Here is a 24,843-nt window from a genome sequence, read left to right as displayed (position 1 = left end):
CGGCTTCCGTCGCCAGTTGCTGAGTGGGTAGAGCAGTGCTTAACGCTGCCCCACGGCTGGCTCGGCCAGTGTAGGTAACCCGCCAGCCAGCGGATCCACATGATAGTTGTGGCACTGCGCGCAGTTGTCGCCGGCGGCGTGGGGCTGGTGGCACGCAGCGCAGGTGGCTTTGCTCATCGGCCGGAAGTGGCTGACGAAGTCTTGCGGGTTGCTCGACGCGTACGCCGCCGATGAGTTGGCCGACTCGTCGAGTTGGTGGCACGCGGTGCAGTCGGACAGCTCGCTCACGGTCACGTGCGGGCCGTGGTTGAAGCGGGTGAAGCCGCGTGGCTGCTGCGAGGCGTCGTAGGGCGCCCAGTTGACCACCACGCCGCCGGCCGGGTTGCGTTCGACGCTGTGGCAGGTGAGGCACTGGCCGGGCGATTCGGGCCGGGCGAGCTCGGCCCGCGCCGCCTCGCGTACGAGCCGGTGGTCGTCGCCCAGGGAAACGGCAAGCTCGATCCAGCCGGTCAGCAGCGGGTCCGCGTGGCCCTGCGGCCGGTAGTTCAGGCTCAGGGCCAGGTCGCTGACGAACCAGCCGCCGGCGGGCAGCTTGGCCGCCTCTTCGCTGGGCGTGGCGCCCGACGACTCGGCGGCCTGCGAGAACCAGTCGCGCCGCGCGCGGTCGACCAGGTCGACCGGCAGGCCCGCGAGCAGCGTGACCCGCTGGTCGGCGGTCAGCGGGCGGCCGGAGATGGTCTCGATGCGGTCGATCAACGCCTGCTGGCCTTCGGCGTCGACCCGTGTGAGGAGTTGCTTGATGGCGTCGACTACCGCCGCGGCGTGGCGGACGTCCTCGGCGGAGTCCGGGTCGATGTCAAAGAAGCTGAACCCGGGGCCGTACTTCTGGAGCAGCGACCCGAGGGCAGGGTTGTCGGCCAGCAGCAGCTTGAGCGCGGCGGGCAGGTCGCCGTCGAAGTCGCCGGTGGCTTGCTCCGGCCAGTTGTCGACCGGGACGCCGTGGTCGGCCATCGCGTCCAGGTCGAGCGAGAGCAACGAAACCATCGGCAGGCCGGCGCCGCTGCTGGCGGCGATGCCGCTGTCGTGGCACGAGGCGCAGGCCGCCTGGTAGTCGGCCAGCACGAGCGTGTGGCCGTCGGGCGACTCGAGGTGGCAGGCGCGGCAATCAAACGCCTGCTTTGATTCGACGTGATGCTTGGACTGGTGCGAGACGTGGTCGAACGCGATCCGTGTGCGGCGCTCGTACGGCCAGGCGCCGAAGTCGGGGTGGCTACCGGCGAAGCTGTCGTACTGTTGTTGATGGCACGACTGGCAGCGGCCGCTGGAGATGGCGGTCAGGTCGAACATGGCGCCGTGGTGCTCGCGGTGGCAGGCCGAGCATTCGACCGTCAGGCCGCCGGCCGCCTGGCCGCTGACCAACGCGAGCGTCTTCTCTGGCAGGCTGTGGGCCAGCAGGGCCGAGCCGGTGGGGATCTGCTGCTCGTGGCACTTCATGCACAGGTCAGACTGCGAGGGGCCTTCGGCGTGGGCGCCGGTGAGAGCGCCCACCGCCATGAGCAGCATCGGCCGGTCCTGGTCGACGTGGCAGGCGGCGCAGCGGCCCGCCCAGTCGCCCCGGGCGAGCAATTGGGCGTGCGGTTGGGTCAACGGCCCGGGCGCGAGCACCTCGGTCCGCAGCGGCGAGGCGATCAACATCGCCAGCAGCCCAGCGGCCAGCAGCGCGGCGCCCCAGGCGATGCGGCCCCGGTGCACGCGGAGGCTCGCGCGGGGCGCGCACTTGTTCACGCGGCAGCACTTGCCGTCGGGCGTGGGCCCGGCGTCGCCGGCGCCGTGCTGGTCGTCAAGGTCGCAGGGGCCGCCCCGGGTTGCGGGGCGGTTGCACCGCCAGCGGTCGCCCTGCTTGACGGGCTGGCACTCGGCCAGCTCGGGGCAGGCGCCCTTGGGCGTAGGCCCAAAGGGGCAGGCGCAGCCCTCGTCCGCCAGGCCGCAGACCCAGCGCTGGTTGGGGCGGTCGTACTCGCCGCCGGCAAAGTCCTCGAAGAGTCTTCTCACCGCGGTCCCCCCCGCATGGCGAGCGCGACCACACCGTGCAGCGTGGCGAAGGCGATCAGCGTGTACGTGAGCGCGATGTGCAGGAACAGCCAACCCTTGAGCAGTCCCTGCCGCGCCTGGTGGAAGTCGAGGTCGTCCTTTTTGCGGATGATGGCGAACAGCTTCTCGCTGGCGGCCTCCTCGGCCTCGGTGAGGAACCGCCGCAGGTCGGTCAGCTCGGCCATCACGCGCCGCCGCACGGCGCTCGAGGGACGCACGAAGTACGCGGCGCCGCGGGGCGCGGCGAGGTAGTTGTCAACGCGGTCGGAATAGAACTCGGCCAGTGTCGTGACGCCGGTCTGCGACACGCACTGCAGCACCGCCGCGCGGGACCGCCGCAGCAGGTCGCTCCGCAGGCGGGGGATCCGCTCCCACACGAACTGCTCCGACGTGCGGGCGAGTTGCTTGGGGATGGTGCGGGTCAGGTACAGGCCCCACACGCCGCTGCCGACCGTGGCGGCGTAGAGGGCGAAGAGGGCTGTCTCGAAGTAGCCGTTGGGCTGCCGCCAACTGATGTGCGTGCCGAGCAAGAACACGCTCGTGACGCCCACGTACAGGTGCAGCTGCAGCCACACGCGACTGCTGCCCAGCGGCAGGCCGGGCAGCTTCTTGCGGAGGTTGTACGCGGCCAGGAATACCACCATGCCGTACAGCACGTAGCCGCTTTGGTACGCGGTCGCCCCGAGCGAGGCGTCCACCCACCACAGCCACGCCCACAGCGCAGCGACCAGCGTCAGCGCGGCGGCGCTGTAGCGGAGTCGGCGGCGGGCGAAGGCGTTCATGTCGGTCAGGCTGTCCCGCCGGAGGGAGCAGCAGGCGTGTCGGCGCCGAGGAACTCCGCCAGCGGCGCGCCGGCCGCGACGCTCACCCGCGTGAGCGCGTCGTGGGGGCAGGCGTGCTGGCACGCGGGGCCGGTCGGTTGGTCGCCGCAGAGGTCGCACTTGGTCGCCTTGATGATCGGCAGCCCGGCGTCGTCCGACAGGACCGCGCCAGCGGGCGTGCGGGCCTCGACCATGCGGATGTTGTGGTACGGGCAGCTGTTGGCGCAGGTCGAGCAGCCGATGCAGGTAGGGTCGTTGATCTTTACGACGCCCGACTCCAGGTCGCGGTGGATGGCGCCGGTCGGGCAGCCGATCATACAGACCGGGTCGACGCAGTGCATGCACGCGTTGGCGTACTGGAAGTGGTCGTGGATCGGACCCTGCCGCACGAAGCGGGGGTTGCCGTCGTGCGTGGCGGCGCACGCGCGGACGCAGTCGTCGCAGCGGGTGCAGCGGTCCAGGTCGATGACCATGGTCTGCTCGCCATTGACTAGCCGGCGGTCGACCAGGAAGTCGAGCGTGCGGGCCGGCAGACCGGTCTCGGCCGCGCAGTGCTGACGCTCGTACTGCTTGACGAGCGCGTCGAGCTCCTCGGCCGGCAGCGCGGGGGCGATCACTTCTTGGAACACCCGCGTGGGGATCAGGAGCACATCCAGGTAGCCCACCGCGCGGAGCGACAGCGGCAGCGTCGGCGTCTGGCCGGTCCGCACGCCGTGGGCCAACGCGCAGGCGCCGAAGACGGCGCCCTTGCCAATGTACAAAACGGTCTGGTGGCCGTCCCCGCGGCGCTGGCTCACCCGCCCGAAGCCCGAACGCAGCAGCAGCAGGCCCTCGGGCAGGGTCCCCTCCTCGGCCACCACAGGCTCACGTTCGACGCGGGCGAACAGGTCCCCGGGCTTCTCGGCGAGCAGCTCGCTGTGCCAGTCGAAGGCGCCGTGCGTTACGAACTGCGTGGCGTTGGCGACCTCCGCCAGCTGCTCCTCGCTGAGGTGCGCGAGCAGCGGCGTCTCGCGGAGGTGCACCCGCAGGCTGTTCTCGCGGTACGCCCGTTCGACGTGCCGCTTCATCTCCGGCGAGTACCGCATCAGGTCGCGGAGGCCCTGCCAGCGGATCTCCAGCACCACCGAGTCCGACTCGGCGAACACCGACGCGGACCGCGGGCTGCGGGTCAGTGCGCCGAGCTCGCCGAACACCTCGCCCGGCTGGATCGGCAAGGTGTAGCAGTCGCTGATCACCCGCGGGATGTCCTGCAGGAAGAAGGTGGGGTGGTCGCCCGAGCCACGCACGCCGAGCCGGCGGGCGGAGCGTTCGCCGCGGGGGCGGCTGCGGACCTCGCGGGCGAGCGGGGCGTTCCACAGCCGCGCGACGGCGCGGGCCAGGCGGCCGCTCTTCTTCTGCGGCGCGTTGTCGGCGACCTCCTCGAGCGCGTCGAGGGCGATGCGGCCGGCGCCGTGCAGCATCAGGTAGGCGCTGTCGCCGTACTCGCCCTCGCGGATGATGAGGTCGCCCTGCTTGAAGTTGAGCACCCGTGTATCGTTAGCCAGCAGCGACCGCAGCGGCAGCCGGTCGGGGAACGCGGCGTGGTCCATCGCCCGGAACGGCGGCACGCCCAGCAGCCGGTCGACCACGCGGTCGTCCATGGCGCGGTCAAAGGGCTCGTCCCAGCGTTGCGGTCGGGTGATGGCTTGCGTGGTGACCAAGCTGATTAAAACACAGGGGACACGGGGGACACAGAGCGAGAGTCTACGAATTTCGCTGTTGATAACTCCGTGCTCTCTGTGACCTCTGTGGTGAACTAAGGGTGTGGGTGTAAGTCGGTTAGTTCTTGTACTGGCCCGGCGGCGGCAGTAGTGGGTCGATGGCGCCCAGCGTCGCGCCGTCGGCGGTCCGTGAGAACTCCTGCGCGACTCGGCCAACCCGGTCGGCCGCTTGTACGATGGCCTCGCTGTTGTCGAGCGTGAGCTGCAAGTCGGACACCGCGTCGAGCGCCTTGGCGAGCAGCCGGTCGTCCAGTCGGCGTTGGGCTTCCCACAGCCGCTGCTTGACCCGCGCGGCACGGGCGGCGGCGGTTTGGCCGAAGGTCGAGGCGGTGGTTGCTTTGGCCGCAGCGCGGAGGCTCATCTCCAGGTCGGCCATGGCGCCCACCAGGTACATCACGCGGAGCCGCTCGACGCTGCTGGGGGCGTTGGTGTGGCCGTCGGTGCGTTGGAAGTTGTGCCGCACCATGCCCTGCGACCAGCTCACCAGCTCGAAGCCCTGACTGCCGGCGTTGTGCCCGCCGACGTTCACCAGCTGCTCGTCGGGCGTGGTGTGGCAACCCAGGCACTGGCGAGCAATCAGGTAGATGTCCGATGGGTTGTTCATGCCGGCGGCGACGCTCGCCTCGCGGCGATGCTGCTTGTGCTGCGGGCTCTCCGACGACTTGGTGGCGTTAGGACCGCCGTAGTCGGCGTGCAGATTCACCCAGTCGGCCGCCGCGCCGTGGCACGACTCGCAGCTCACGCCGGCAACCACCCGCACGCGGCCGGGCCGCTGCTCCTGCTGCGTGTAGTGGCAGCGGACGCAGGTGTCGTTCCGCTTGACCGACCGCAGCCCAAGCTTATCGGCGATCTCCTTGGCCTCCGGCTTGCGGTGCAGCACGTCGAAGGTGCGGTAGTGGGGCGTCAGCCGCCACTGGTTGATCTCCTGCTGATGGCACTTTGCGCACGCGTCGTCGCCGAGCACCTTGGCAGGGTCGCACCGGGGAAGCTCTGTGGTTTCCTGAGCTTGCACGCCGCCGCAAACAAGCGACACCACCAGCAGGCAAGAACACGCGCAGCGCAGTTCCGGCCCGCGAGCCGTGTGACTCGTAGCCCCCGGCTCTGCCGGGGGATGGCGCCGGGCTGGATCCGCTGCTTCAAACGATCCCCCGGCAGAGCCGAGGGCTACGGGCAACCAGCTAGGCGGTTTGGCCATTTGTTTTGCTGACGGCATTCGCAAATTCTCACTCATGAATCGTCTTACGCGTCCACCACCAACGGGCCGTCGGGGACGCTCACGCAGGCCAGGCAGTGGCCTTCTGGCGGGGTGGCGCCCGGGGTGCGCAGCGTAGCGACGCTGCCCGAGAGCACTTTCACCGCGCACTGGCCGCAGTTGCCCGCCCGGCAGCCGGACTCCACCGGCACGCCGTTCTTGACCGCGACGTCCAGCAGCGAATCGTCGCCCGCCTGCCAGACGAACTCCTTGCCCTGCCGCTCGAACCGGACCGGCTCGCCGATCGCCTCGGCGGCCGGGTTGCGTTGACTCGGCAGCCGCACGCTGGCCGGGCCGAACGCCTCGAAGTGGATCTGGTCGTCAGGCACGCCCCACTCCAGCAACCCCGGCACGAGCGCCTGCATCAGCGCCGGCGGGCCGCACAGGTAGAACGGGAAGTTGCACGAGGGGAGCACCGAACGCAGGTAGTCCACGGTGATGCGACCCTGGTGCTGGAAGTCGTGCTGGTCCACATCGTTTTGGTCCGGGCGGGAGTAGACGCAGAACAGCCGCAGGCTGGGGAGCGACTCGGCCAGCCGACGCAGGTGCTCTCGGAAGGGGAACTCCCGGCGGTTGCGCACCCCGGCGAACAGGTAGACCTCGCGACCGGGGTTCGCCTGCGCGACGGTGTTGGCCATGCTGACCATCGGCGTCAGCCCGATGCCGCCGCCGATCAGCACGATCGGGCCGGGCTGGCCGGCGGACAGGTAGAACGGCCCGCGGGGCGCCTCGCACGGGATGACATCGCCGGTGCGGATGTGGTCGTGCAGGAAGTTGCTGCCGATGCCCGGCGGCAGCTCGGGCTCATCGCTCGGCGGGCCTTGTCGCTTGATGGTGCAGCGGTAGTACTCCTCGCGCGGCCGGTCGGACAGCGAGTAGCACCGCACCACCGGCTTGCCGCCGGCCGAGCACGGCACGTGCAGCGTGAGGTACTGGCCGGGCAGGAAGGCGGGCAGCGGACGCCCGTCGGTTGACGCCAGGTAGAACGACTTCACGCCGTCGCACTCGTCCACCACCGCCGCCACCCTCAGCGGGCGGACGCCCTGCCAGGCGAGCGCGTGGTTCAGGTTCGCCCGGGCGCGTTCGGCGGCGGCTTCTACCTGGGCGCGGAACGCCAAGTGGCTTTCGCGCCGCCGCAGCCGGATTCCGGCGCGGCGTTTCCAGAGCGAGGCCGCCATCCCCCCTCCCCCCACCAGCACCAGCGCGCACGAGGCGGCGCCGGCGGCAAACAGCAGCGGGTGGAAGGATGCGTCCATGCGTCCCCAACGGTGCGTGCGGAACCGGTGGACACACCACCGGCCACGATAGCATTGGCAAGACGGGCATTATTCAGCAAGCTGGAGAAGCCGTCCATAACAGTGCCGAGGGCGGTGCTAGCACTTGGCGTTCGTTCTATAGCTCGGCGGTCCCCGCCGAGAACCAACCCGCTCTCACGGTGGAGACCACCGTGCCACTATGGAATCCGCCCCGCCCATCCGCGAGATCTTCGACCGCCTGCTTGCGGCCTACGGCCCGCAGGGCTGGTGGCCGGCGGAGACGGCGTTCGAGGTGATCGTCGGCGCGGTGCTGGTGCAGAACACCCGCTGGGAAAACGTCGAGCGGGCGATCGCCGGCATCAAGTCCGCCGGGGTGCTGGACCCGCACGCGCTGCACCGGCTGTCGGCCGAGGAGTTGCAAGAGCTGATCCGCCCCGCGGGCGTGTTCCGGGTGAAGGCGAAGCGTCTGGCGGCCGTGCTCACCTACCTGGTCGAAGAGCACAACGGCGACACCGCGTCGCTGGCGCAGACGCCGTCCGGCCAGCTGCGGCGAGAACTGCTCGCCCTGCACGGCGTCGGCCCGGAGACCGCCGACTCGATCCTGCTGTACGCCGCCGAGCACCCCAGCTTCGTCATCGACGCCTACACCCGCCGCGTGCTGGAGCGGCACGGGTGGGCCGAGCCGACCGCCAGCTACGACCAGCTTCAGCGGCTCTTCGAGACCGCCCTGCCCCGCGACGCGCCGCTGTTCAACGAGTACCACGCATTGATTGTTGAAGTCGGCAAGCGGCACTGCCGGCGGACCCCCAAGTGCGAGGGCTGCCCGCTGGAGTGCCTGCTGCCCGACAGCCGGCCGGCAAACTAGCGGCACGGCCCCGGCGCGCTGCCATCGCGATCCCGCCGACGGTATCATGGGGCTTCACGTGATCCGCGCCACGCAGCCTCATCCACATCGGGAGTTCCCCCGTGAAGCACTGCCTCCGATTCGCGCTCTTCCTGACGCTGCTCTGCACTACCTCAATCGCCTGGGCGGCGGAACCGTACCAGCCCACCTGGGAGTCGCTACGCCGACACACGCCCGCGCCCGAGTGGTTCCGCGACGCCAAGTTCGGCATCTACTTCCACTGGGGCGTGTACAGCGTGCCCGCGCACGGGAGCGAGTGGTACCCGCGCAACATGCACCAGCGTGACAACGGCGTCTACCGCCACCACCGCGAGACCTACGGCGAACCGACCGAGTTCGCCTACGACGCTTTCGTGCCGAAGTTCCGCGCCGAGCACTTCGACGCCGACGAGTGGGTCGACCTGTTCCAGCGGGCGGGCGCCAAGTTCGTAGGCCCGGTCGCCGAGCACCACGACGGCTTCGCCATGTGGGACAGCGCCGTCACGCCGTGGAACGCCGCCGACCGCGGCCCGCAGCGCGACATCATGGGCGAGATCGCCGCCGCGGCCCGCAAACGCGACCTAAAGGTCGTGGCCACCTTCCACCACGCCCGGAACAACCTGTGGCAGAAGCAACCATCAGATCCGAGCAGCTGGACCGGCCACTACGACGGCGCCAAGCGCGACTTCCCCGCGTTGCTCGACGACCCGGACCGCGCGCTGCTGTATGGGTACATGCCCCGCGACCAGTTCCTCGGCATGTGGCTGGCTAAGCTGACCGAGGTGATCGACAACTACAGCCCCGACCTGATCTGGTTCGACAGCTGGCTCGACGAGATCCCCGACCAGCAGAAGATGCGGTTCCTGGCCCACTACTTCAACCAGGCGGACGAGGAGGGTCAGCAGGTGCTGGTCACGTACAAGCAGCAGGACCTGCCGCAGGACGTCGGCGTGCTGGACCTGGAGAAGGGCGGCATGGGCGATCTGACCGAGTTCACCTGGCTCACCGACGACACCATCAGCCTCGGCAGCTGGTGCTACACCGACAACCTCCGCGTGAAGGACGCCCGGGTCGTGCTCCACAGCCTGATCGACATCGTCAGCAAGAACGGCCAGCTGCTGCTGAACGTCTCGCCGCGGGCGGACGGCGTCATCCCGGACAACCAGCAGAAGGTGCTGCTCGAGCTGGGCGCGTGGCTCGACAAGTACGGCGAGGCGATCTACAACACCCGCCCGTTCAGGACCTACGGCCACGGCCCCACCACCGCCGGCAAGGGCCACTTCGGCGGCATCGCGTTGGACAAGGGCTACACCGCCAACGACGTCCGCTACACGCAGAACGGCGACCATGTGTACGCGGTCGTCATGGGCTGGCCCGGCGCCGGCGCGGCCACGCTGCTGGAGGGCTTTGCCGCCGACGGCGCCGATCAGCCCAACGTGGCCAGCGTCACCCTGCTCGGCTCCGACGCGCCGATCGAGTTCGAGCAGTCAGCGAAAGGCGTCCGCGTGACGGCGCCGGACACGGCGCCGAATGAGCTGGCCATCGTCTACAAGGTCACCGTTGAAACCCTGCAGTGAGTCTATCACAAGCCAATTCGGCAGTTTTCAGTTCACCTGCCGCGTTGGCGAAAGGCATAGCGGATCCCGTCACAGTCATTGACCGCCCGTTATTTGGTACAATGAACCCTCGCATCGGCCAATGTAAAGATTGCGAAAACCGGATCGTTGAATCTCATCCTGCATCGCGGACGACTACACCTAAGAAGGCGACCTAATGAATCGACAAGTTCTTATTCTCACCACTACTCTCTACTTCTTGTCCTTTAGTTCGACTAACGCAGTTACACTCGATTGGATCAAACAAATCGGCTCCGCTGGGCGAGATGATAGTTGGGGCACCAGCGCAGATGGGCTAGGCAACGTCTACATATCGGGGTACACGGAGGGCGATCTAGGCGGGCCCAACGCTGGAATTAGCGATGCGTTTGTCAGCAAGTTTAACAGTGCGGGCGATTTACTCTGGACTCGTCAACTGGGTTCAATAGCCAACGACTACAGTCGTGGAGTGAGCGCGGATGGCCTAGGAAACGTTTATGTCTCGGGTCACACACGCGGGGATCTAGGAGGCGTCAACGCGGGTAGCTACGACGTATTCCTGAGTAAATTCGATTCGGCGGGCAACCTCCTGTGGACTGAGCAACTCGGCTCAAACGCTAGCGACGAAGACTGGGGCGTGACGGCTGATCGCCTTGGTGGAGTCTACGTCTCCGGCTCTACGGCTGGGGCCCTCGGGGCCGAAAACTTTGGTTCATACGATGGATTCGTAAGCAAGTACGACTCCGACGGTAAACTTCTCTGGACCGAGCAAATCGGCTTGTCACGAATAGATCAGAGCTTTGGCGTCAGCTCTGATGGGCTCGGGAATGTCTACATATCGGGATTTACGTTTGGATCACTCGGTGGAGCAAATGCTGGCCAGACTGACGCATTTGTGAGCAAGTATGATGCATCAGGAAACCGCCTTTGGGTCCAGCAACTCGGCACAGTTGGATTGGATGAGAGCAATAGTGTAAGCGTCGACGGACTTGGAAACGTCTATATCTCTGGATCGACCGAAGGCGACCTTGGCGGGATGCATGCTGGAGGAACCAGAGACGTCTTCTTGAGCAAGCTAGACCAAGCGGGAAACTTGCTCTGGACAAGACAACTCGGCACTTCGCGGCTCGATGTAAACGGCGGAGTAAGTGCAGACAGATTTGGAAACGTCTATCTCTCTGGACATACTTCGGGCGACCTCGCAAACGCTAACGCAGGCCCGTCCGATGCCTTCTTGGCGAAGTACGACGACGAGGGGAATCTAGTGTGGACGGAGCAATTCGGCACGACAAGAATCGATTCCGGCTTCAGGGTCAGCGTGGATGGTTTTGGAGGCGTTTACTTGTCGGGACGCACTGACGGCTCTCTTAGCGGACCCAACGCGGGCAGTAGCGACGCCTTCTTAGCAAAGTTTTCTGACCCTGTTCCCGAACCCCATTCAGTGCTGTTAGGGGTATTCGCCTGCGTCAGCCTAACTCTACCAATAAGGGGAAAGCGGGGAGCACGACAGAAACAGACGTTCAACAAGCTCGGCTAACCCCGAGAGTTTCACAGCTCAGGTCCAACTTCGACACAAAGGCCACTCTCTTACTTACCCGAGCAACGACTGAAGAATCGCCTCGCCGCTCTCCATCGTTCGGCGATAAAGGCAGACGGCACATGCGCTGCGGTGCAGGCCAGAGCCGTGGGCCCACAGGTCGATGCTCAGAATGGCGTACCGAGGCTTCCTGCTCATCTAATCCCGGTAGAGGGGCCAGAGCGATGCTCAGCTCTCCTTCTCTTCCTGGTGCTACCTGGCATCTGACAACTGCCGCAACAGTTCCTCGCCGTCACCGCCCTGGTAGTACTGATCCTTAACGCGAAAGAGCACATCATCGCCTGCGGAGAACATCACGCGTACAGTTTCCGTGGCGGTTACGATTTCAACCCATCCCGAAATCTCCCAAGGCACCGGCTCTGGATCCGCCGCAGATGGAAGGAACGCGTCGACGACGCCGTGCCACCGGTTGCGCGGGATATCAATCCACACGGTGTCGGGGCCGTCCACACTCTCGATCCGTGCCCGCACCTCTGTGAACTCGGAAACGGGGGAAATGGATCCACGCCGGCCACCAGGGGATCGACCTGCGGAGGGTTGGGCCGCTGAGTGCATCCATCGCAGCTGACAATAACTGCCAGCGCGAAAAGTACGCCACAGAGTCGCAGACGGAGCTGCATGCAATCGATCCCGAAGAGAGAATAGCCGTTTACCCCCGGTTCGCTACACAACTCGCCACGATCCGGATCTCGTCATACCCGACGTCGCCACCGAGGTGCTCGTAGATCGGCTTGAGCCGGCCGAGGCCGACCTGCTCGATGGCGTCCTCGATCCGCAGGGCCAGGCCCCGCTCGACCCAGGGCGTCGGGTCGGTAATCTGCTCGTGCTGGAGGTACTGGTTCAGGTAGCCCACGACCGTGGAGTTCGCCTTGGCTAAGTGGGCGGCGGTCTCTTCGATGCTGAGGCCCTCGCGGAAGTGCCGGAAGGCGGCCACGGCGGGCAGCGAGGGGCTGTCGTCTTCGGACGCAGCGTAGCGGGCGGCGACCGTGGGCGCAGGGTCGGCGGGCGCGACGTCGTTGGCGCGGCAGTAGTCGGCGATGGCGTCGACAAATAGCTTGCCGAAGTCTTCGAGCTTTTTCGCCCCGACGCCCTTCACGTTGGAGAACGCGTCGAGCGTCGCAGGCCGCAGCCGGGCCATGTCACGCAGCGCGGTGTCGCCGAACACGATGTAGGCCGGCACGCCCCGCTCGGCGGCCTGCTCGCCGCGGAGGGTGCGGAGCTTCTCGAACAGCTTGCGGTCGACCCCCTCCCAGTCGTCGCCGCTGGCTTTCTTCTTCTGCCGCGCGGCGGGCGCCGACGGGCGGAGCAGGCGGGGCTGGGCGTCGCCCTTGAGGAGCTGCAGGCCGGTCTCGGTGATCTGCAGCACGTCGTACTCGCCCTCCTTCTGCAGGTAGCCCTGGCCGACCAGCTGCTCGATCCAGTCGCGGATCACCGGCGGCTTATACTCCTTCAGCAGGCCGTAGGTGCTCAGGCGGTCGTGCCCGGAGCTGAGGATCCGCGCCTCGCCCGAACCGGCGAGCACCTTGGACGTGTAGTCGCCGCCGAACCGCTGGTCGAGCCGCGCTACGCAGCTCACGATCTTCTGGGCGAGGACCAGCGGCTCGTCGACCGTTTCCAGCTCCGCCAGGCAGACGTCGCACGCGCCGCAGTTGTCCTTCTCGTAGGCCTGGCCGAAGAATTCCACCAGCGACTTGTGCCGGCACGTGACGCTGTTGGCGTAGTCGCACATGTGGTTGAGGGCCTGCATCGCCGAGTTGAACGACTGCTGGTCGTCCGACGAGGCGAGCATCCGCCGCCAGGTGTTGGCGTCGCCCGGGCTGAAGAGCAGCAGGCAGTCGGACTTCAGCCCGTCGCGGCCGGCGCGGCCGCTCTCCTGCTGGTAGTGCTCGACCGACTTCGGCAGCCCGGTGTGCGCGACGAACCGCACGTCGGGCTTGTCGATGCCCATGCCGAACGCCACGGTGGCCACGATCACCTGCACCCGGTCCTCGATGAAGTCCTCCTGGTTGCGGTGGCGCTCCTGGTCGGACAGGCCGGCGTGGTACGGCGCGGCGTGAACGCCCAGCCCGCGGAGCGCCTCGGCGGTGCGCTCCACCTCCTTGCGGCTGATGCAGTACACGATGCCCGACTCGCCGCGGTGGCGGTCGACCAGGTCGGTAATCTGCTTGAGCTTCTGGTTCGCCCGACGGACGCGGTACACCAGGTTGGGGCGGTCGAACGAGCCGACCAGCATGGCCGGGTCGCGCAGCTCGAGCTGCGACGCAATATCCTGCCGCACCTTTTCCGACGCGGTCGCCGTGTAGGCGTGCATCGACACCTGCGGCAGCGCCTCGCGCAGCACCTTCAGCCCCCGGTACTCCGGGCGGAAGTCGTGCCCCCAGGCGCTGATGCAGTGGGCCTCGTCGATCGCGACGAACGACACGTTCAGCTGCGTGAGGAATGTGAGCGTGCCGTCGAGCAACAACCGTTCGGGCGCGGCGTACAGCAGCTTGATCTCGCCCTCGCGGAGCCGCTGGGTGATGTCGCGTTTCTCTTCGGTCGACAGCGTGCTGTTGAGCGCCGCGGCGGGGATGCCGCACGCGGTTAGCGCGTCGACCTGGTCCTTCATCAGCGAGATCAGCGGCGACACCACCACCGCCACCCCGTCGCGGCACGCGGCCGGCGCCTGGTAGCAGAGCGACTTGCCCCCGCCGGTCGGCAGCACCACGACGCTGTCGCGGCCGGTCATGCCGCACTCCATCGCCTCCCGCTGCAGCGGGCGGAAGGAGTCGTAGCCCCAGTAGCTGAGGAGCGCCTCGGCGAGTTGCTCGGTGTGTTCGGTCGCTTCCTGCATCGACGTAAAGAGACTCGTTCGTTCTAGTGGGGCTAAGTCGACCGTGGTGATGGCTGAAGGATTTCGACGACGTTCATCTCCCTCCCCGGCAGGGGAAGGATCTAGGGAGGGGGTTGATTGTCCGCTAGCAACCGTCGACCCGTGACTAAGAAGCCGGTGCACTGCTCAGTACAGGACCACTGTCCCTGACAGACACCCGAGCCCCCTCCCCTAGCCCCTCCCCCGGCAAGGGAGGGAAAAGTTGTTTACTCCTCTGCATGCGGCAGCGTGTCGGGCGTGACCCACACCGGTGTGGTCACGCGCAGCGGCGTGGGGGCGCCGATGTCGAACTCCGCCTGCACGAAGCTGGCCCGCCACCCCTTGCCGGGCGCGTCGAGCTCGACGAACGCCTGACGATTGTCGTCGACCTCCAGCGGCTGCGGCTGGTAGGCGTCGCATATGACCGGTTTGCGGAAGTCGCGGGCGTCGGGGTTCTCGGCCTGGAACAGGGTCAGCCGTTTCGGCTCCGCCGAGCAGCTCACGCAGACCTGCCCGTCGGCGTCGCGGCGCCAGTCGATCGACGGCCGCTCGACGCCGTGCACCACGCTGTGGTGGAACGCCACCAGCGTGTCCAGCGCGTTGGAGCCCTTGAGCGAGTGCCCGGCGTTGGGCACGTAGCACAGGTGCTTCTCGCCCGGCAGGTCGTCAAAGTAGAACTCGGACGAGTCCGGCAGGAAGAACTCGTCGCCCGTGGCGTTGATCACACACTTGGGCATGGTGAACCGATCGCGGTACTCGTACGGGTCGACCAGGCTGAGGATCTCCCGCCCGCGGTCCTCCAGGAACAGCCCGGCCAGGCCCTGCTCCTCGTAGTCGCGCAGAGCGGGCGACCAGCCGCCGTAGGCGGCGTGGTGGCGACGCATCGACTCGTCGACATTGAGCACGTCGATCACGATCGGCGCGATGGCCGCCACGCGGGGGTCGACCGCGGCGGTCAGCCAGGTGGTCCAGCCCCGCTTCGACGCGCCCGCCACGACGAACCGCTCGACCGGCAGCTCGGGCGCCTCTTGCTGCAGGATCTCCTGCACGGCGTCCATCGCGCGGACGGCCGACTTGGCCATCGGCAGCTGGGCGATCCAGGTCGGGTCTTTGGTCTCGAGGTACTTGTTCCAGGAGCGCGCCAGCAGACCGTCCTCCGTGCGGGGGACGCCGTCGCCGCCGATCTCGAGCGGCTGGTTCGGGACCATGCCCAGCTCGACCACGATGCTGCCGGTCGCCAGGGCCACGGTGCGGGTGTGCCCGCTGGCGCCGTCGGGAAGTTCGCCGCCGTTGCGTCCGCCGGAGATGAACAGCATGGCCGTCTTGGGATCGGCGCCCCGCGGGATGACGATCGTCATCGCGTGCTTCCAGACGCTCTGGCTGACCTCGTCGGGGCTGCGCCAGGCCTGTGAGGTCAGCTCGGCGATCAGCTCGACGCCGGCCGCGTGCTCGTTCCGCTCAACCAGCCGCCACCCGTACTCGGGGTCCGGCAGCTCGACGTAACGATCGAGGGCCGTGGTCTGGCGGGCGGTGGTTGGGGCGGCGGTGGTCATGGCTGGCTCGGCCCAGGCGGCCTGCGGCGGCAGGGCGGAAAGGGCGGCCGCCAGACTGGCGGCTGCCCACCGGGCGGTGCGGAGGGTCGTGTAGGTCATGGTTCCGGCTTTCGGGTTGGGGCCCACCCCCGGGTTACGAGAATACCGGACCCAAACGGCGGTCGCCAGCCGCGGCGTCGGCCTGCCAGAGCGGCGGGCAATGCGGTATCATCGCGGTTTGCGAGCGGCCTGCCGAAACGGACGCGACCCCCACCGCTGCTATCACCCGCCCGGGTGACCGCCCACCCAATCCCCTGCTTCTATGAAAACGAACGAACTCCGCGAGAAGTACCTCGAATTCTTCGAGTCCAAGGGCCACACCCGCGTCGCGTCGGACGTGCTGGTGCCGACCTGGGACCCCAGCGTGCTGTTCACGCCGGCGGGCATGAACCAGTTCAAGGACCACTTCCTGGGGAAGGTGAAGCTGGACTACACACGCGCCACCACCTGCCAGAAGTGCATGCGGACGGGCGACATCGACAACGTGGGCCGCACGCCCCGGCACCACACCTTCTTCGAGATGCTGGGCAATTTCAGCTTCGGCGACTACTTCAAGCGGGACGCGATCCACTGGGCGTGGGAGTTCCTGACCGACAAGAAGTGGCTCGGCCTGTCGCCGGACACGCTGAGCGTCACGGTCTACAAGGACGACCAAGAGGCGGCCGACATCTGGAACCAGGAGATCGGCCTGCCGACCGCGCGGATCTCGTTCGAGGAGGAGGACGAGAACTTCTGGCCCGCCAGCGCCCCCAGCCAGGGCCCCGACGGCGTCTGCGGCCCGTGCAGCGAGATCTACTACACCGCCCCCGGCCGCGAGGAGCTGGAGATCTGGAACCTAGTGTTCACGCAGTTCAACCGCGTGGGCGACCCGCCGGACAACCTGCGGCCGCTGCCCAGCAAGAACATCGACACCGGCATGGGCCTGGAGCGGACCGCCGCCGCGCTGCAGGACGTCGAGACCAACTTCCACATCGACACCCTGCTGCCGATCGTCCACTCCGCCGCCGAGGTGTGCGGCGTCAAGTACCAGTACGAGGGCGAGGACGGCCGCCGGCTGCGGCGGATCACCGACCACGTGCGGGCCTGCACCTTCGCCGTGCACGAGAACGTCTACCCCGGCCCGAACAAGGAGAAGTACGTCGTCAAACGGCTGCTCCGCCGCGCTGTGCTGGACGGGCACCAGCTCGGCATGCGCGAGCCGTTCCTGTGCCGGCTGGTGCCGGCGGTGGTTGACGCCATGGCCAGCGCCTACCCCGAGCTGAAAGAGACCACCAAGCGGGTCAGCGACGTGATCGCCAAGGAAGAGGCCAACTTCTTCGGCACCATCGATGGCGGCCTCAGCCGCATCGAGAGCGTGTTCGACGAGATGCGGCGTGACAACCGCCTCAAGGTCGACGGCGGCGTGGCGGCCGACCTGTACCAGACCTACGGCGTGCCGCCCGAGCTGTTCGAGTCGCTCGCCGCCGAGCACAACCTGGCGTTCGACTGGCCCGGCTACGAAAAGGCGATGGACGAGCACGGCGAGGCATCCGGCAAGCTGGCGCACAGCGTGATGGACTCCAAGGGCCCCGTCGACTCGCTCAAGCGGGCGCTGCACAAGACCGAGTTCGTCGGCTACGACGCCCTGGAGTGCGACGCGACCATCGCCGGGATCATCGCCGGCAAGCCGCCCGAGGATCACCTCTGCGACTCGATGGAAGAGATCGGCCACGAGCACCTGGTGCGCGTCGTGCTGGACAAGACGCCGTTCTACGGCGAGTCGGGCGGCCAGGTGGGCGACACCGGCCGGCTGGTGGGCAAGAACTTCGAGTTCGAGGTGATCGACACCCAGAAGGACGGCCAGCTGTTCATCCACGCCGGCCACCTGCGGAGCGGCAAGATTGTCGGCGGCGACAAGGTCAAGGCGGTCGTCGACCCCGACCGCCGCGCGGCCATCGCCCGGGCGCACTCCGCCACCCACCTGCTGCACCACGCGCTGCAGAAGCACCTGGGCAGCCACGCCCAGCAGCAGGGATCGAAGGTCGACGCCGACTGGCTGCGGTTCGACTTCACGAACCTCTCGCCCGTCAGCGCCGACGAGCTGTCGGCCATCGCCACCGACGTGAAGCAGTACGTCGCGTCCGGCGCGCCGGTCGAGTGGCAGACGCTCCCCCTGGCCGACGCCCGCAAGCAGGGCGCGATGATGCTGTTCGGCGAGAAGTACCCCGACCCGGTGCGGATGGTGTCGATGGGCCCGATCGCCGAGAGCGCGTTCAGCCGCGAGCTCTGCGGCGGCACCCACCTTACCAACACCGCCCAGGTCGCCGCGTTTGAAATCCTCAGCGAGGAGGGCGTGTCCGCGGGCACCCGCCGCATCGTCGCCCTGACCGGCAAGCGGGCCGACGACCTGGTGCACGACATCGACCGGGCGGCCGACGCCGCCGCCAAGCTGCTGGGCGTCGGGCCGGGCGACCTGGCCAGCGCCGTGAGCGCCCTGCTCGAGCAGCAGAAGTCGCTCAAGAAGGCGATCGCCGGCGGCGGCCACAGCGGCGCCGCGAAGTACAAGTCGGACTCGCAGGCCGCCACGTCGCACGAGCAGAAGAAGCTGTCGCTTTCGGAGGCCGCGCGGCAGTTGTCGGTCGGCCTGCACGACGTGCCGGCCCGCGTCGAGGCGCTGCTGGCGGAGATCGCGTCGCTCGAGCAGCAGCTCGACGAGCGCGAGGCGGCCGGCCCGCTGTCAGCCGACATCCTGCTGGAGCAGGCCGAGGCGCTCGACGGCGTGACGCTCGTCGTCGCCGAGACGCCCGGCGCCACGCCCGACATGATGCGCAAGCTGATCGACGCCGTGCGGCAAAAGACCCAGCCCGCCGCGGTGCTGCTAGCATCCACCCAAGGCGACAGCAAGGTCACGCTGGTGGCCGGCATCACCAAGGACCTGCAGGACCGCGGCTTCAGCGCCGGCAAGTGGATCGGCCCGGTCGCGCAGGCGGTAGGCGGCGGCGGCGGCGGCCGCCCCGACATGGCGCAGGCCGGCGGCAAGCAGCCGACCAAGCTGCCCGAGGCGATGACGGTCGCCAAGGCCACCGCCGCTGAAATGCTAGAACGTTAGCGCGCAATCAAAAAGCGGAAACACGGCTTGCCCCTTCTTCGGCCGGCCGCGTAACATGAGCGGTGTTGCCGGGCGGTCGGCCGAGCGCCGCATTCTTTCCCGACGCGCGTCCTGCGCGTCGCGCCGCCCGCCACAAAGACGGAGCAACTCCTCCCCCCTTTTTGACGACGGAGCGAACAAGATGGCTGCTACCCTGGCGCCCAGCCTGCTGGGCCAACACTGCCGCATCGACCGCGGGCCCAACTGGCTCTTCGTACGCCTGCCCAAGACCTCGGCCGGGTCGCCGACCGAGCACCTGGTCGACGAGATGTGGGAGATCTGCTCGCGGCACTTCACCTACCGCCTGGTCGTTGAGCTGGACGACCTGCAGGCGATGCCGGAGCAGCTGGCCAGCCAGCTCGACGAGCTCCGCAGCAAGCTCACCGCCCAGGGCGGCGCCCTCCGCCTGTGCGGCGCCAACACCAAGTGCGAGCAGACCCTTTCGGGCTCACACTTCGCGCTGCCGCTGAAGAACCACGCCAACCGCACCGCGGCCGTGCAGGGTTAATCGAGCCAAGCCCCAGCGTTCACGCCGGGGGTCAGTCATCCAGCAGAAACCACAGCCCCGCCCGGCGGGGCTTTTTTATTGGCATCGCGGCGGCACATCTCCGCGTAAGCCGGCAACAAGCGGCAGCGCAGTTCCGGCAGATCAACTGCCTACTGAAGCTGAACCACAAAGGACACGAAGAGCACGAAGGAAACAGCACGTCTCCTCTTTGTGCCCTTCGTGGTTCACTCCGGTTTGACGAGAGCGACTCCCGCCGGAACGGCGCTGGCGCTTGTTCCGGCCTACCGGTAGAGCCCGCGATCTGCGATGTAGGACACGACCTGCTCGGGCGTCATGCCATCTATTGATTCTCCAGCGGCGACACGCCGGCGGATCTCGCTGCTGCTGAGGTCCGACAGCGGCATCTCCACGACGGTGAAGCCTTCGCCATCGGGCAGCGGTTCGCCGGGGCGGTGGACGACCAGCAGGCTGGCGAGCTGGCGGATTGCCTCGGGCTCGCGCCACTTGGCCAAGTCAGCCAGCGTGTCGGCGCCCATCAACAGGTAGAGCTCGGCGTCGGGGCGGTCGGCGTGGACCGCGCGGAGCGTGTCGACCGTATAGCTGACGCCGCCGCGGGCGATCTCCAGGTCGCTGACCCGCAGCGTAGGGTCGGCGTCGGTCGCCAGGCGGAGCATCGTCAGGCGGTCTTCATTCGAGGCGACCGGCCCGTGTGGTTTGTGCGGCTGCACCGCGGCGGGGACCAGCCACACCTCGTCCAGACCGGCCGCGTCACGGCACGCACGGGCGAGCGCCAGATGCCCGTGGTGCACCGGGTCGAAGCTGCCGCCGAAGATGCCGATGCGGTTGGTCAGGGGTCTGCCGTTCGATGTGGGTGGTGGGTTGGTGGGTCAAGCCGCTATCGTAGTCGGTAGCGGCGCCAGAGTCATGCCGCGAAGCTACAACCACGAAGGCGCCAAGACACCAAATAGAACGCTCTACCAGGTTCTTATCCTTTGTGCCTTTGCGCTTCCGTGGTTCAGGAGCGCGACTTTCCTAGTTCCAATTTTCACAGTTGCTTTGCCCCTTTGGCCAACAGCCAGCAATCGCTGTTCGACGATGACCCCGCCCCCTGGGAGCTGGACGCGGCTGCGCAGCAGATGCTGGCCACCGTGGTGCTGACCACCGGCCCGGACAACCAGTACGACTACCTCGTGCCCGACGAGCTGCTCGACGCCCGCCGGCCGGAGACGCTGCTGGAGGTGGGACGCCGGGTGCGGGTCCCGTTCGGCCGGGGCAACCGCACCGCGGTCGGCTACTGCGTTGCCCTGGGCGTGAAGGAAGCTCCGGGCCGCAAGCTGAAGTCCGTCGCGGGCGTGCTCGACAAGCAGTCGCTGCTCACGCCGCACATGCTGCGGCTCACCCGCTGGATGGCCGACTACTACCTCTGCCCGTGGGGGCAGGTGCTGGAGGCGGTCGTGCCGGCGGGCGTGCGGGGGCAGGCGGGCACGCGGGAGATGACGCTGCTGTCGCTCCCTACGCGGGTCGCCGCTCGGTTGACCACGCTCGACGTGACCGACAAGCAGCGGGCTGTGCTGCAGGCGTTGGCGGCCAGCCCCAAGCCGCTGACGCTCAAACAGCTCGCCACCCGCGTCGGCTGCACGTCGGCGCCCATCAACACGCTCCGCAAGCAGGGCCTTATCGAGTCGAGCGTCGAGCGCCTCGACCAGGGAGAGCTGGCGGCGCTGGAGGTCCAGCGGGAGACGCCCAAGCAGCTCAACAACGATCAGACCGCGGTGCTCACGGAGATCCACCGCGAGCTGGACGCCGCGCAGCACAGCACGCTGCTGATCCACGGCGTCACCGGCAGCGGCAAGACCGAGGTCTACATCCAGGCGATCGAGAAGGTGGTCTCGTTCGGCCGGCAGGCGATTGTGCTGGTGCCGGAGATCAGTCTCACGCCGCAGACCGTGGGGCGGTTCCGCGCCCGGTTCGACCACATCGCGGTGCTGCACAGCCACCTGACCGACGTCGAGCGCCACCGGCACTGGAAGCGGATCGCCGCCGGCGAGGTGCAGGTGGTGGTCGGCGCCCGCAGCGCGGTGTTCGCCCCCACGCCCGACCTGGGGCTGATCGTCGTAGACGAGGAGCACGAGACCACCTTCAAGCAGGACTCGGCGCCGCGGTACCACGCGCGGGACGTGGCCCAGCAGCGGGCGGCGGACGAGAACGTGCCGCTCATCCTGGGCAGCGCCACGCCGTCGCTCGAGTCGTGGCAGCGGGCCGCCAGCGGCGAGTACCGTCTGCTGTCGATGCCCCGCCGCGTGAACGACTGGCCGATGCCCGCCGTGCGGCTGGTCGACCTCCGCGAGGACCAGAACCGCCGCGGCTCCATCAGCCGCCCGCTGCAGCAGGCGATGGAGCACGCGCTGCGGGACGGCGGGCAGGCGATCCTGCTGCTCAACCGCCGCGGGTTCTCCACCCACGTGCAGTGCCCCGCCTGCGGCGCCTCGGCCAAGTGCCCCGAGTGCGAGATCGCCCTCACGTTCCACCGACACGAACAGATCCTGCTGTGCCACTGGTGCGACCACCGCCAGGCGCCGCCCCGCGCGTGCCCCGACTGCCGCAGCCCCGCCATCCGCTACGGCGGCCTCGGCACGCAGAAGCTGGAGGCCGAGGTCCAGGCCCGGTTCCCCAAGGCCCGCTGCCTGCGGATGGACGCCGACACCATGCGCCGTCCCGGCAGCCACGAGCAGGCGCTCGACGCGTTCCGCCGGGGCGAGTACGGCGTGCTGCTGGGCACGCAGATGATCGCCAAGGGCCTCGACTTCCCGAACGTCACGGTGGTGGGCGTGATTAATGCGGACACGGCGCTCAACTGGCCCGACTTCCGCGCCGGGGAGCGCACCTTCCACCTCGTCACGCAGGTCGCCGGCCGCACGGGCCGCGGCGAGAAGGGGGGCCGCGTGCTGGTGCAGACCTTCGACCCCGAGCACCCGGCCATCGCCGCCGCCGCGCGGCACGACTACGGCGCCTTCGCCCGCACCGAGCTGCCGCAGCGCGAGGCGTTGGGCTACCCGCCCTTCGGGTCGATGATCCGGTTCGTGTGCCGCGGCGAGAACGAGAGCCAAACCAGCGCCGTGGCGGACCAGGCGGTCGCCGAGATCCGCGCCGCGTGGGGCCAGCTCGAGCAGCAGCAACCCGACGATCCGCTGCGGCTACGCGGCCCGGCGCCGGCGCCCATCGCCAAGCTGCGGGGCGAGTTCCGCTACCACCTGCAGGCCACGCACCCCGACGGGCCGCGGCTCAAGGCCGCGGTCAAGGCGGCCCTGGCCAAACTAACGCCGCCGGAGGGGGTCCGCTGGGTGGTGGACGTCGACCCCTGGGAGATGATGTAGCGGCCGGCCCCTCAGCGGATTCGCCGTGAAAACCCACGGATCTACCGGCCGCCAAGCGCCCCCTCGGGCGCCTGCAGGCCCTACAATGCCATTGGTCGGGCTGTGCAGTCTCCCTAAGATACCTGAGCCCCGCGTCCCCTCACCGATCGCCCGCTGGCAATGTCCTACGAGAGCTTCAAACGCGTCCTCGGCGAGTCCAACCTGGAGCGGAAGTGCCTGCTCTGGTTTGGAATGTCGCTGGGTTTGCTGCTCTTCCTCTGCTTCTACTACTACGGCCTGCGGATGGACGAGCTGGTCGACGAGAGCGACCGGAAGCTGGGGCCCGAGTTGGTCCGCGCCGCGTGGCTCGAAGAGCACTTCTACATGAAGGAGCGACTCGACAAGGACTACGCCGAAACGGCCGCCAACGTCGACGAGGAGACCAAGACATCCGCTGGGTACTTCGACCAGGTCTACAACAGCAGCAAGACCATCGGCAGCGACTTCCAGTGGTTCGCCATCCTCCCTTTCTCCAACGCCGTTGAAGACCTGCCACCAACCGGCGAGATCGTCCCCAGCGGCAAACCGGGCTACGTCTACTACTTTCCGGGTGAAAAACGCCCGAGCCAGTACGAGTACGAATGGGAGCTGCTGGCGCCGATCCTCAACTCGTCGCGCCCGCCCGTCAAGACCGACCCCAACGACGCTTCCGACCCGCGCTCGCCCGGCGAGTACGTCGACGCGCAGGTAATCGTGGACGGAGAGCAGAAGTACCGCTACTACAGTCCGCTGTACACCGACCGGAGCTGCATCGACTGCCACAAGATCGGCGCGGTGGGTCATATCCCGCGGCCCAACCTCGCCGAGGGCGACCTGTTCGCCGTGATCTGTGTCGAGGTCGATCAGGAGGACGCGCGGGGGGTGCTCGCCAGCCTCAGGGCGTGGATGTGGACCGCTGCGGTGGTCATCGGCTTCATCTCGATGTTCCTGCTGTACTTCATCATCCGCTACGTGATCGTCAAGCCGGTGCAGCACCTCCGCGACGTGGCCAACGCGGTCCGCGAGGGCGACGTCGAGCAACGCGCCGAGATCCAGACCGGCGACGAGTTCGAGGAGCTGGCCGCGTCGTTCAACCGGATGCTGCGGCGGCTGCTGCGGCAGCAGGACGCGCTGCAAGAAGTGAACGAGGAGCTCGACGCCAAGATCGACCAGATCGCCCAGGCCAACATGCGGCTGTTCGAGATGAACCGCCTGAAGAGCGACTTCCTGGCCACCATGAGCCACGAGCTGCGCACCCCCCTCAACAGCATCCTCGGCTTCTCCGACGTGCTGGCCGGCGTCGACGGGCTGAGTGAAAAGCAGCAGCGCTACGTGTCCAACATCCAACGCAGCGGGCGGATGCTGCTGGAGATGATCAACGACATCCTCGACCTGGCCAAGATGGAGTCGGGCAAGATGGACATCCGCCCGACCGACTTCCGCATCGACGCGGTCGTCAGCGCCCAGTGCGACATGGCCCGCCCGCTCACCGAGCGCAAGAACATCGACCTCGACTGCGAGTTCGACCCCGACCTGCCGATGATGCGGCAGGACCAGGGGAAGGTGCAGCAGATCCTCAACAACCTGCTGTCCAACGCCATCAAGTTCACCCCCGAGGGCGGGCGGATCATCGTCCGCGCCGCCCGGCACGACGGCCACATCGCCCGGCTGACGGTCGAGGACACCGGCGTGGGGATCAGCGAGGACGACCAGGCGATCGTGTTTGAGAAGTTCCGCCAGGGCGGGTCTGCGCAGCCGCAGGGCAGCGCCATGACCCGCGAGCAGGGCGGCACCGGCCTGGGGCTGTCGATCGTCCGCGAGCTCTGCCGCCTGCTGGGCGGCGAGGTGTCGCTCTCCAGCGTGCTGGGCAAGGGGAGCACCTTCACCGTGCTGTTGCCGTGGAAGGTGTCGGCCAACCAGAACATGGAGGCCCACCTGCAGCAGGAGGTCGCCGAGCTGACCCGCACCACGCTCGCGACAGATTAAGCGGAACCCCTGCCGCCCCGCGCTGTTCAATCGGCAGGGCGTGTTGCGCGCCCCGCCGCCTAAGTCAGCCGCTTGCGGCCGCCCCAAGTTGGCCCCGCCCGCACGCCTGTCATGTGGCCGAACCCAACCACG

Annotated in this window: 17 protein-coding genes; 7 read left to right on the top strand and 10 right to left on the bottom strand. The window is 67.9% G+C overall.

Annotation, left to right across the window (positions count from 1 at the left end; translation table 11 throughout):
- Window positions 1–39 precede the first annotated feature (39 nt).
- The 5 genes from KOR34_RS21725 to KOR34_RS21705 all read right to left on the bottom strand — a co-directional run bounded on the left by KOR34_RS21725 (window position 40) and on the right by KOR34_RS21705 (window position 7,180).
- Window positions 40–2,052, bottom strand: coding sequence for a hypothetical protein (locus tag KOR34_RS21725; RefSeq protein WP_146568214.1), 2,013 nt, complete (start codon window positions 2,050–2,052; stop codon window positions 40–42).
- On the bottom strand, window positions 2,049–2,873 hold the full coding sequence (locus KOR34_RS21720; RefSeq protein WP_146568212.1) for a hypothetical protein: 825 nt from the start codon (window positions 2,871–2,873) through the stop codon (window positions 2,049–2,051). Before KOR34_RS21720 ends, KOR34_RS21725 begins: the two co-directional genes overlap by 4 nt.
- A 5-nt stretch (window positions 2,874–2,878) precedes the next feature.
- Entirely contained in the window at window positions 2,879–4,612 is a 1,734-nt protein-coding gene (locus KOR34_RS21715) for a cyclic nucleotide-binding domain-containing protein (protein ID WP_197531658.1), read from the bottom strand.
- 118 nt (window positions 4,613–4,730) lie between these two features.
- A complete protein-coding gene (locus KOR34_RS21710; protein WP_197531657.1) occupies window positions 4,731–5,705 on the bottom strand; it encodes a multiheme c-type cytochrome in 975 nt (324 codons plus the stop codon).
- Between the two features lie 206 nt (window positions 5,706–5,911).
- Window positions 5,912–7,180: a 2Fe-2S iron-sulfur cluster-binding protein gene (locus KOR34_RS21705; protein ID WP_146568206.1), complete on the bottom strand. Its 1,269-nt coding sequence runs from the start codon at window positions 7,178–7,180 to the stop codon at window positions 5,912–5,914.
- A 199-nt stretch (window positions 7,181–7,379) separates the two neighbouring features.
- Here KOR34_RS21705 and KOR34_RS21700 point away from each other — a divergent pair, with 199 nt between their 5' ends.
- The 3 genes from KOR34_RS21700 to KOR34_RS21690 all read left to right on the top strand — a co-directional run bounded on the left by KOR34_RS21700 (window position 7,380) and on the right by KOR34_RS21690 (window position 11,195).
- Window positions 7,380–8,045 (top strand): endonuclease III domain-containing protein, encoded by a 666-nt coding sequence (locus KOR34_RS21700; RefSeq protein ID WP_146568204.1) that lies wholly within the window; start codon window positions 7,380–7,382, stop codon window positions 8,043–8,045.
- A 101-nt stretch (window positions 8,046–8,146) separates the two neighbouring features.
- Complete coding sequence (locus KOR34_RS21695) at window positions 8,147–9,640, top strand: alpha-L-fucosidase (protein WP_146568202.1); 1,494 nt, start codon at window positions 8,147–8,149, stop codon at window positions 9,638–9,640.
- 196 nt (window positions 9,641–9,836) lie between these two features.
- On the top strand, window positions 9,837–11,195 hold the full coding sequence (locus tag KOR34_RS21690; protein WP_146568201.1) for an SBBP repeat-containing protein: 1,359 nt from the start codon (window positions 9,837–9,839) through the stop codon (window positions 11,193–11,195).
- Window positions 11,196–11,249: 54 nt separating this feature from the next.
- Here the strand turns inward: KOR34_RS21690 and KOR34_RS27215 are convergent, their stop codons facing one another.
- The 4 genes from KOR34_RS27215 to KOR34_RS21675 form a co-directional block, all read right to left on the bottom strand.
- Entirely contained in the window at window positions 11,250–11,393 is a 144-nt protein-coding gene (locus KOR34_RS27215) for a hypothetical protein (RefSeq protein WP_228714737.1), read from the bottom strand.
- Between the two features lie 54 nt (window positions 11,394–11,447).
- Window positions 11,448–11,705, bottom strand: a complete 258-nt coding sequence (locus KOR34_RS21685) for a hypothetical protein (RefSeq protein ID WP_146568199.1) — start codon at window positions 11,703–11,705, stop codon at window positions 11,448–11,450.
- 199 nt (window positions 11,706–11,904) lie between these two features.
- Window positions 11,905–14,088, bottom strand: a complete 2,184-nt coding sequence (recQ, locus tag KOR34_RS21680; RefSeq protein WP_146568198.1) for a DNA helicase RecQ — start codon at window positions 14,086–14,088, stop codon at window positions 11,905–11,907.
- A gap of 245 nt (window positions 14,089–14,333) precedes the next feature.
- On the bottom strand, window positions 14,334–15,758 hold the full coding sequence (locus tag KOR34_RS21675) for a PhoPQ-activated pathogenicity-related family protein (protein WP_146568196.1): 1,425 nt from the start codon (window positions 15,756–15,758) through the stop codon (window positions 14,334–14,336).
- A gap of 202 nt (window positions 15,759–15,960) precedes the next feature.
- On the opposite strand from KOR34_RS21675, the gene alaS reads away from it, so the two are divergent.
- Both alaS and KOR34_RS21665 read left to right on the top strand, forming a co-directional pair.
- Window positions 15,961–18,786: an alanine--tRNA ligase gene (alaS, locus tag KOR34_RS21670; RefSeq protein ID WP_146568194.1), complete on the top strand. Its 2,826-nt coding sequence runs from the start codon at window positions 15,961–15,963 to the stop codon at window positions 18,784–18,786.
- Window positions 18,787–18,967: 181 nt separating this feature from the next.
- Window positions 18,968–19,333 carry a hypothetical protein gene (locus KOR34_RS21665; protein WP_146568192.1) on the top strand — a complete coding sequence of 122 codons (366 nt, stop codon included), beginning with the start codon at window positions 18,968–18,970 and terminating at the stop codon, window positions 19,331–19,333.
- Window positions 19,334–19,614: 281 nt separating this feature from the next.
- On the opposite strand, the gene nadD is transcribed toward KOR34_RS21665, so the two are convergent.
- Complete coding sequence (gene nadD / locus KOR34_RS21660) at window positions 19,615–20,166, bottom strand: nicotinate-nucleotide adenylyltransferase (RefSeq protein ID WP_228714747.1); 552 nt, start codon at window positions 20,164–20,166, stop codon at window positions 19,615–19,617.
- 231 nt (window positions 20,167–20,397) lie between these two features.
- Here nadD and priA point away from each other — a divergent pair, with 231 nt between their 5' ends.
- The gene (priA, locus tag KOR34_RS21655) at window positions 20,398–22,707 is read left to right on the top strand and encodes a replication restart helicase PriA (protein ID WP_228714736.1); all 2,310 of its coding nucleotides are present in this window, start codon (window positions 20,398–20,400) and stop codon (window positions 22,705–22,707) included.
- Window positions 22,708–22,866: 159 nt separating this feature from the next.
- Window positions 22,867–24,711 (top strand): sensor histidine kinase, encoded by a 1,845-nt coding sequence (locus KOR34_RS21650; RefSeq protein WP_146568189.1) that lies wholly within the window; start codon window positions 22,867–22,869, stop codon window positions 24,709–24,711.
- The last annotated feature ends 132 nt before the right edge of the window (window positions 24,712–24,843 follow it).

Origin of the sequence: Posidoniimonas corsicana, assembly GCF_007859765.1 — a bacterium.
Taxonomy (GTDB): Bacteria; Planctomycetota; Planctomycetia; order Pirellulales; family Lacipirellulaceae; genus Posidoniimonas; species Posidoniimonas corsicana.
The sequence above is the reverse complement of the archived record's forward strand: the minus strand, read 5'-3'. Positions and strand labels throughout refer to the sequence as shown.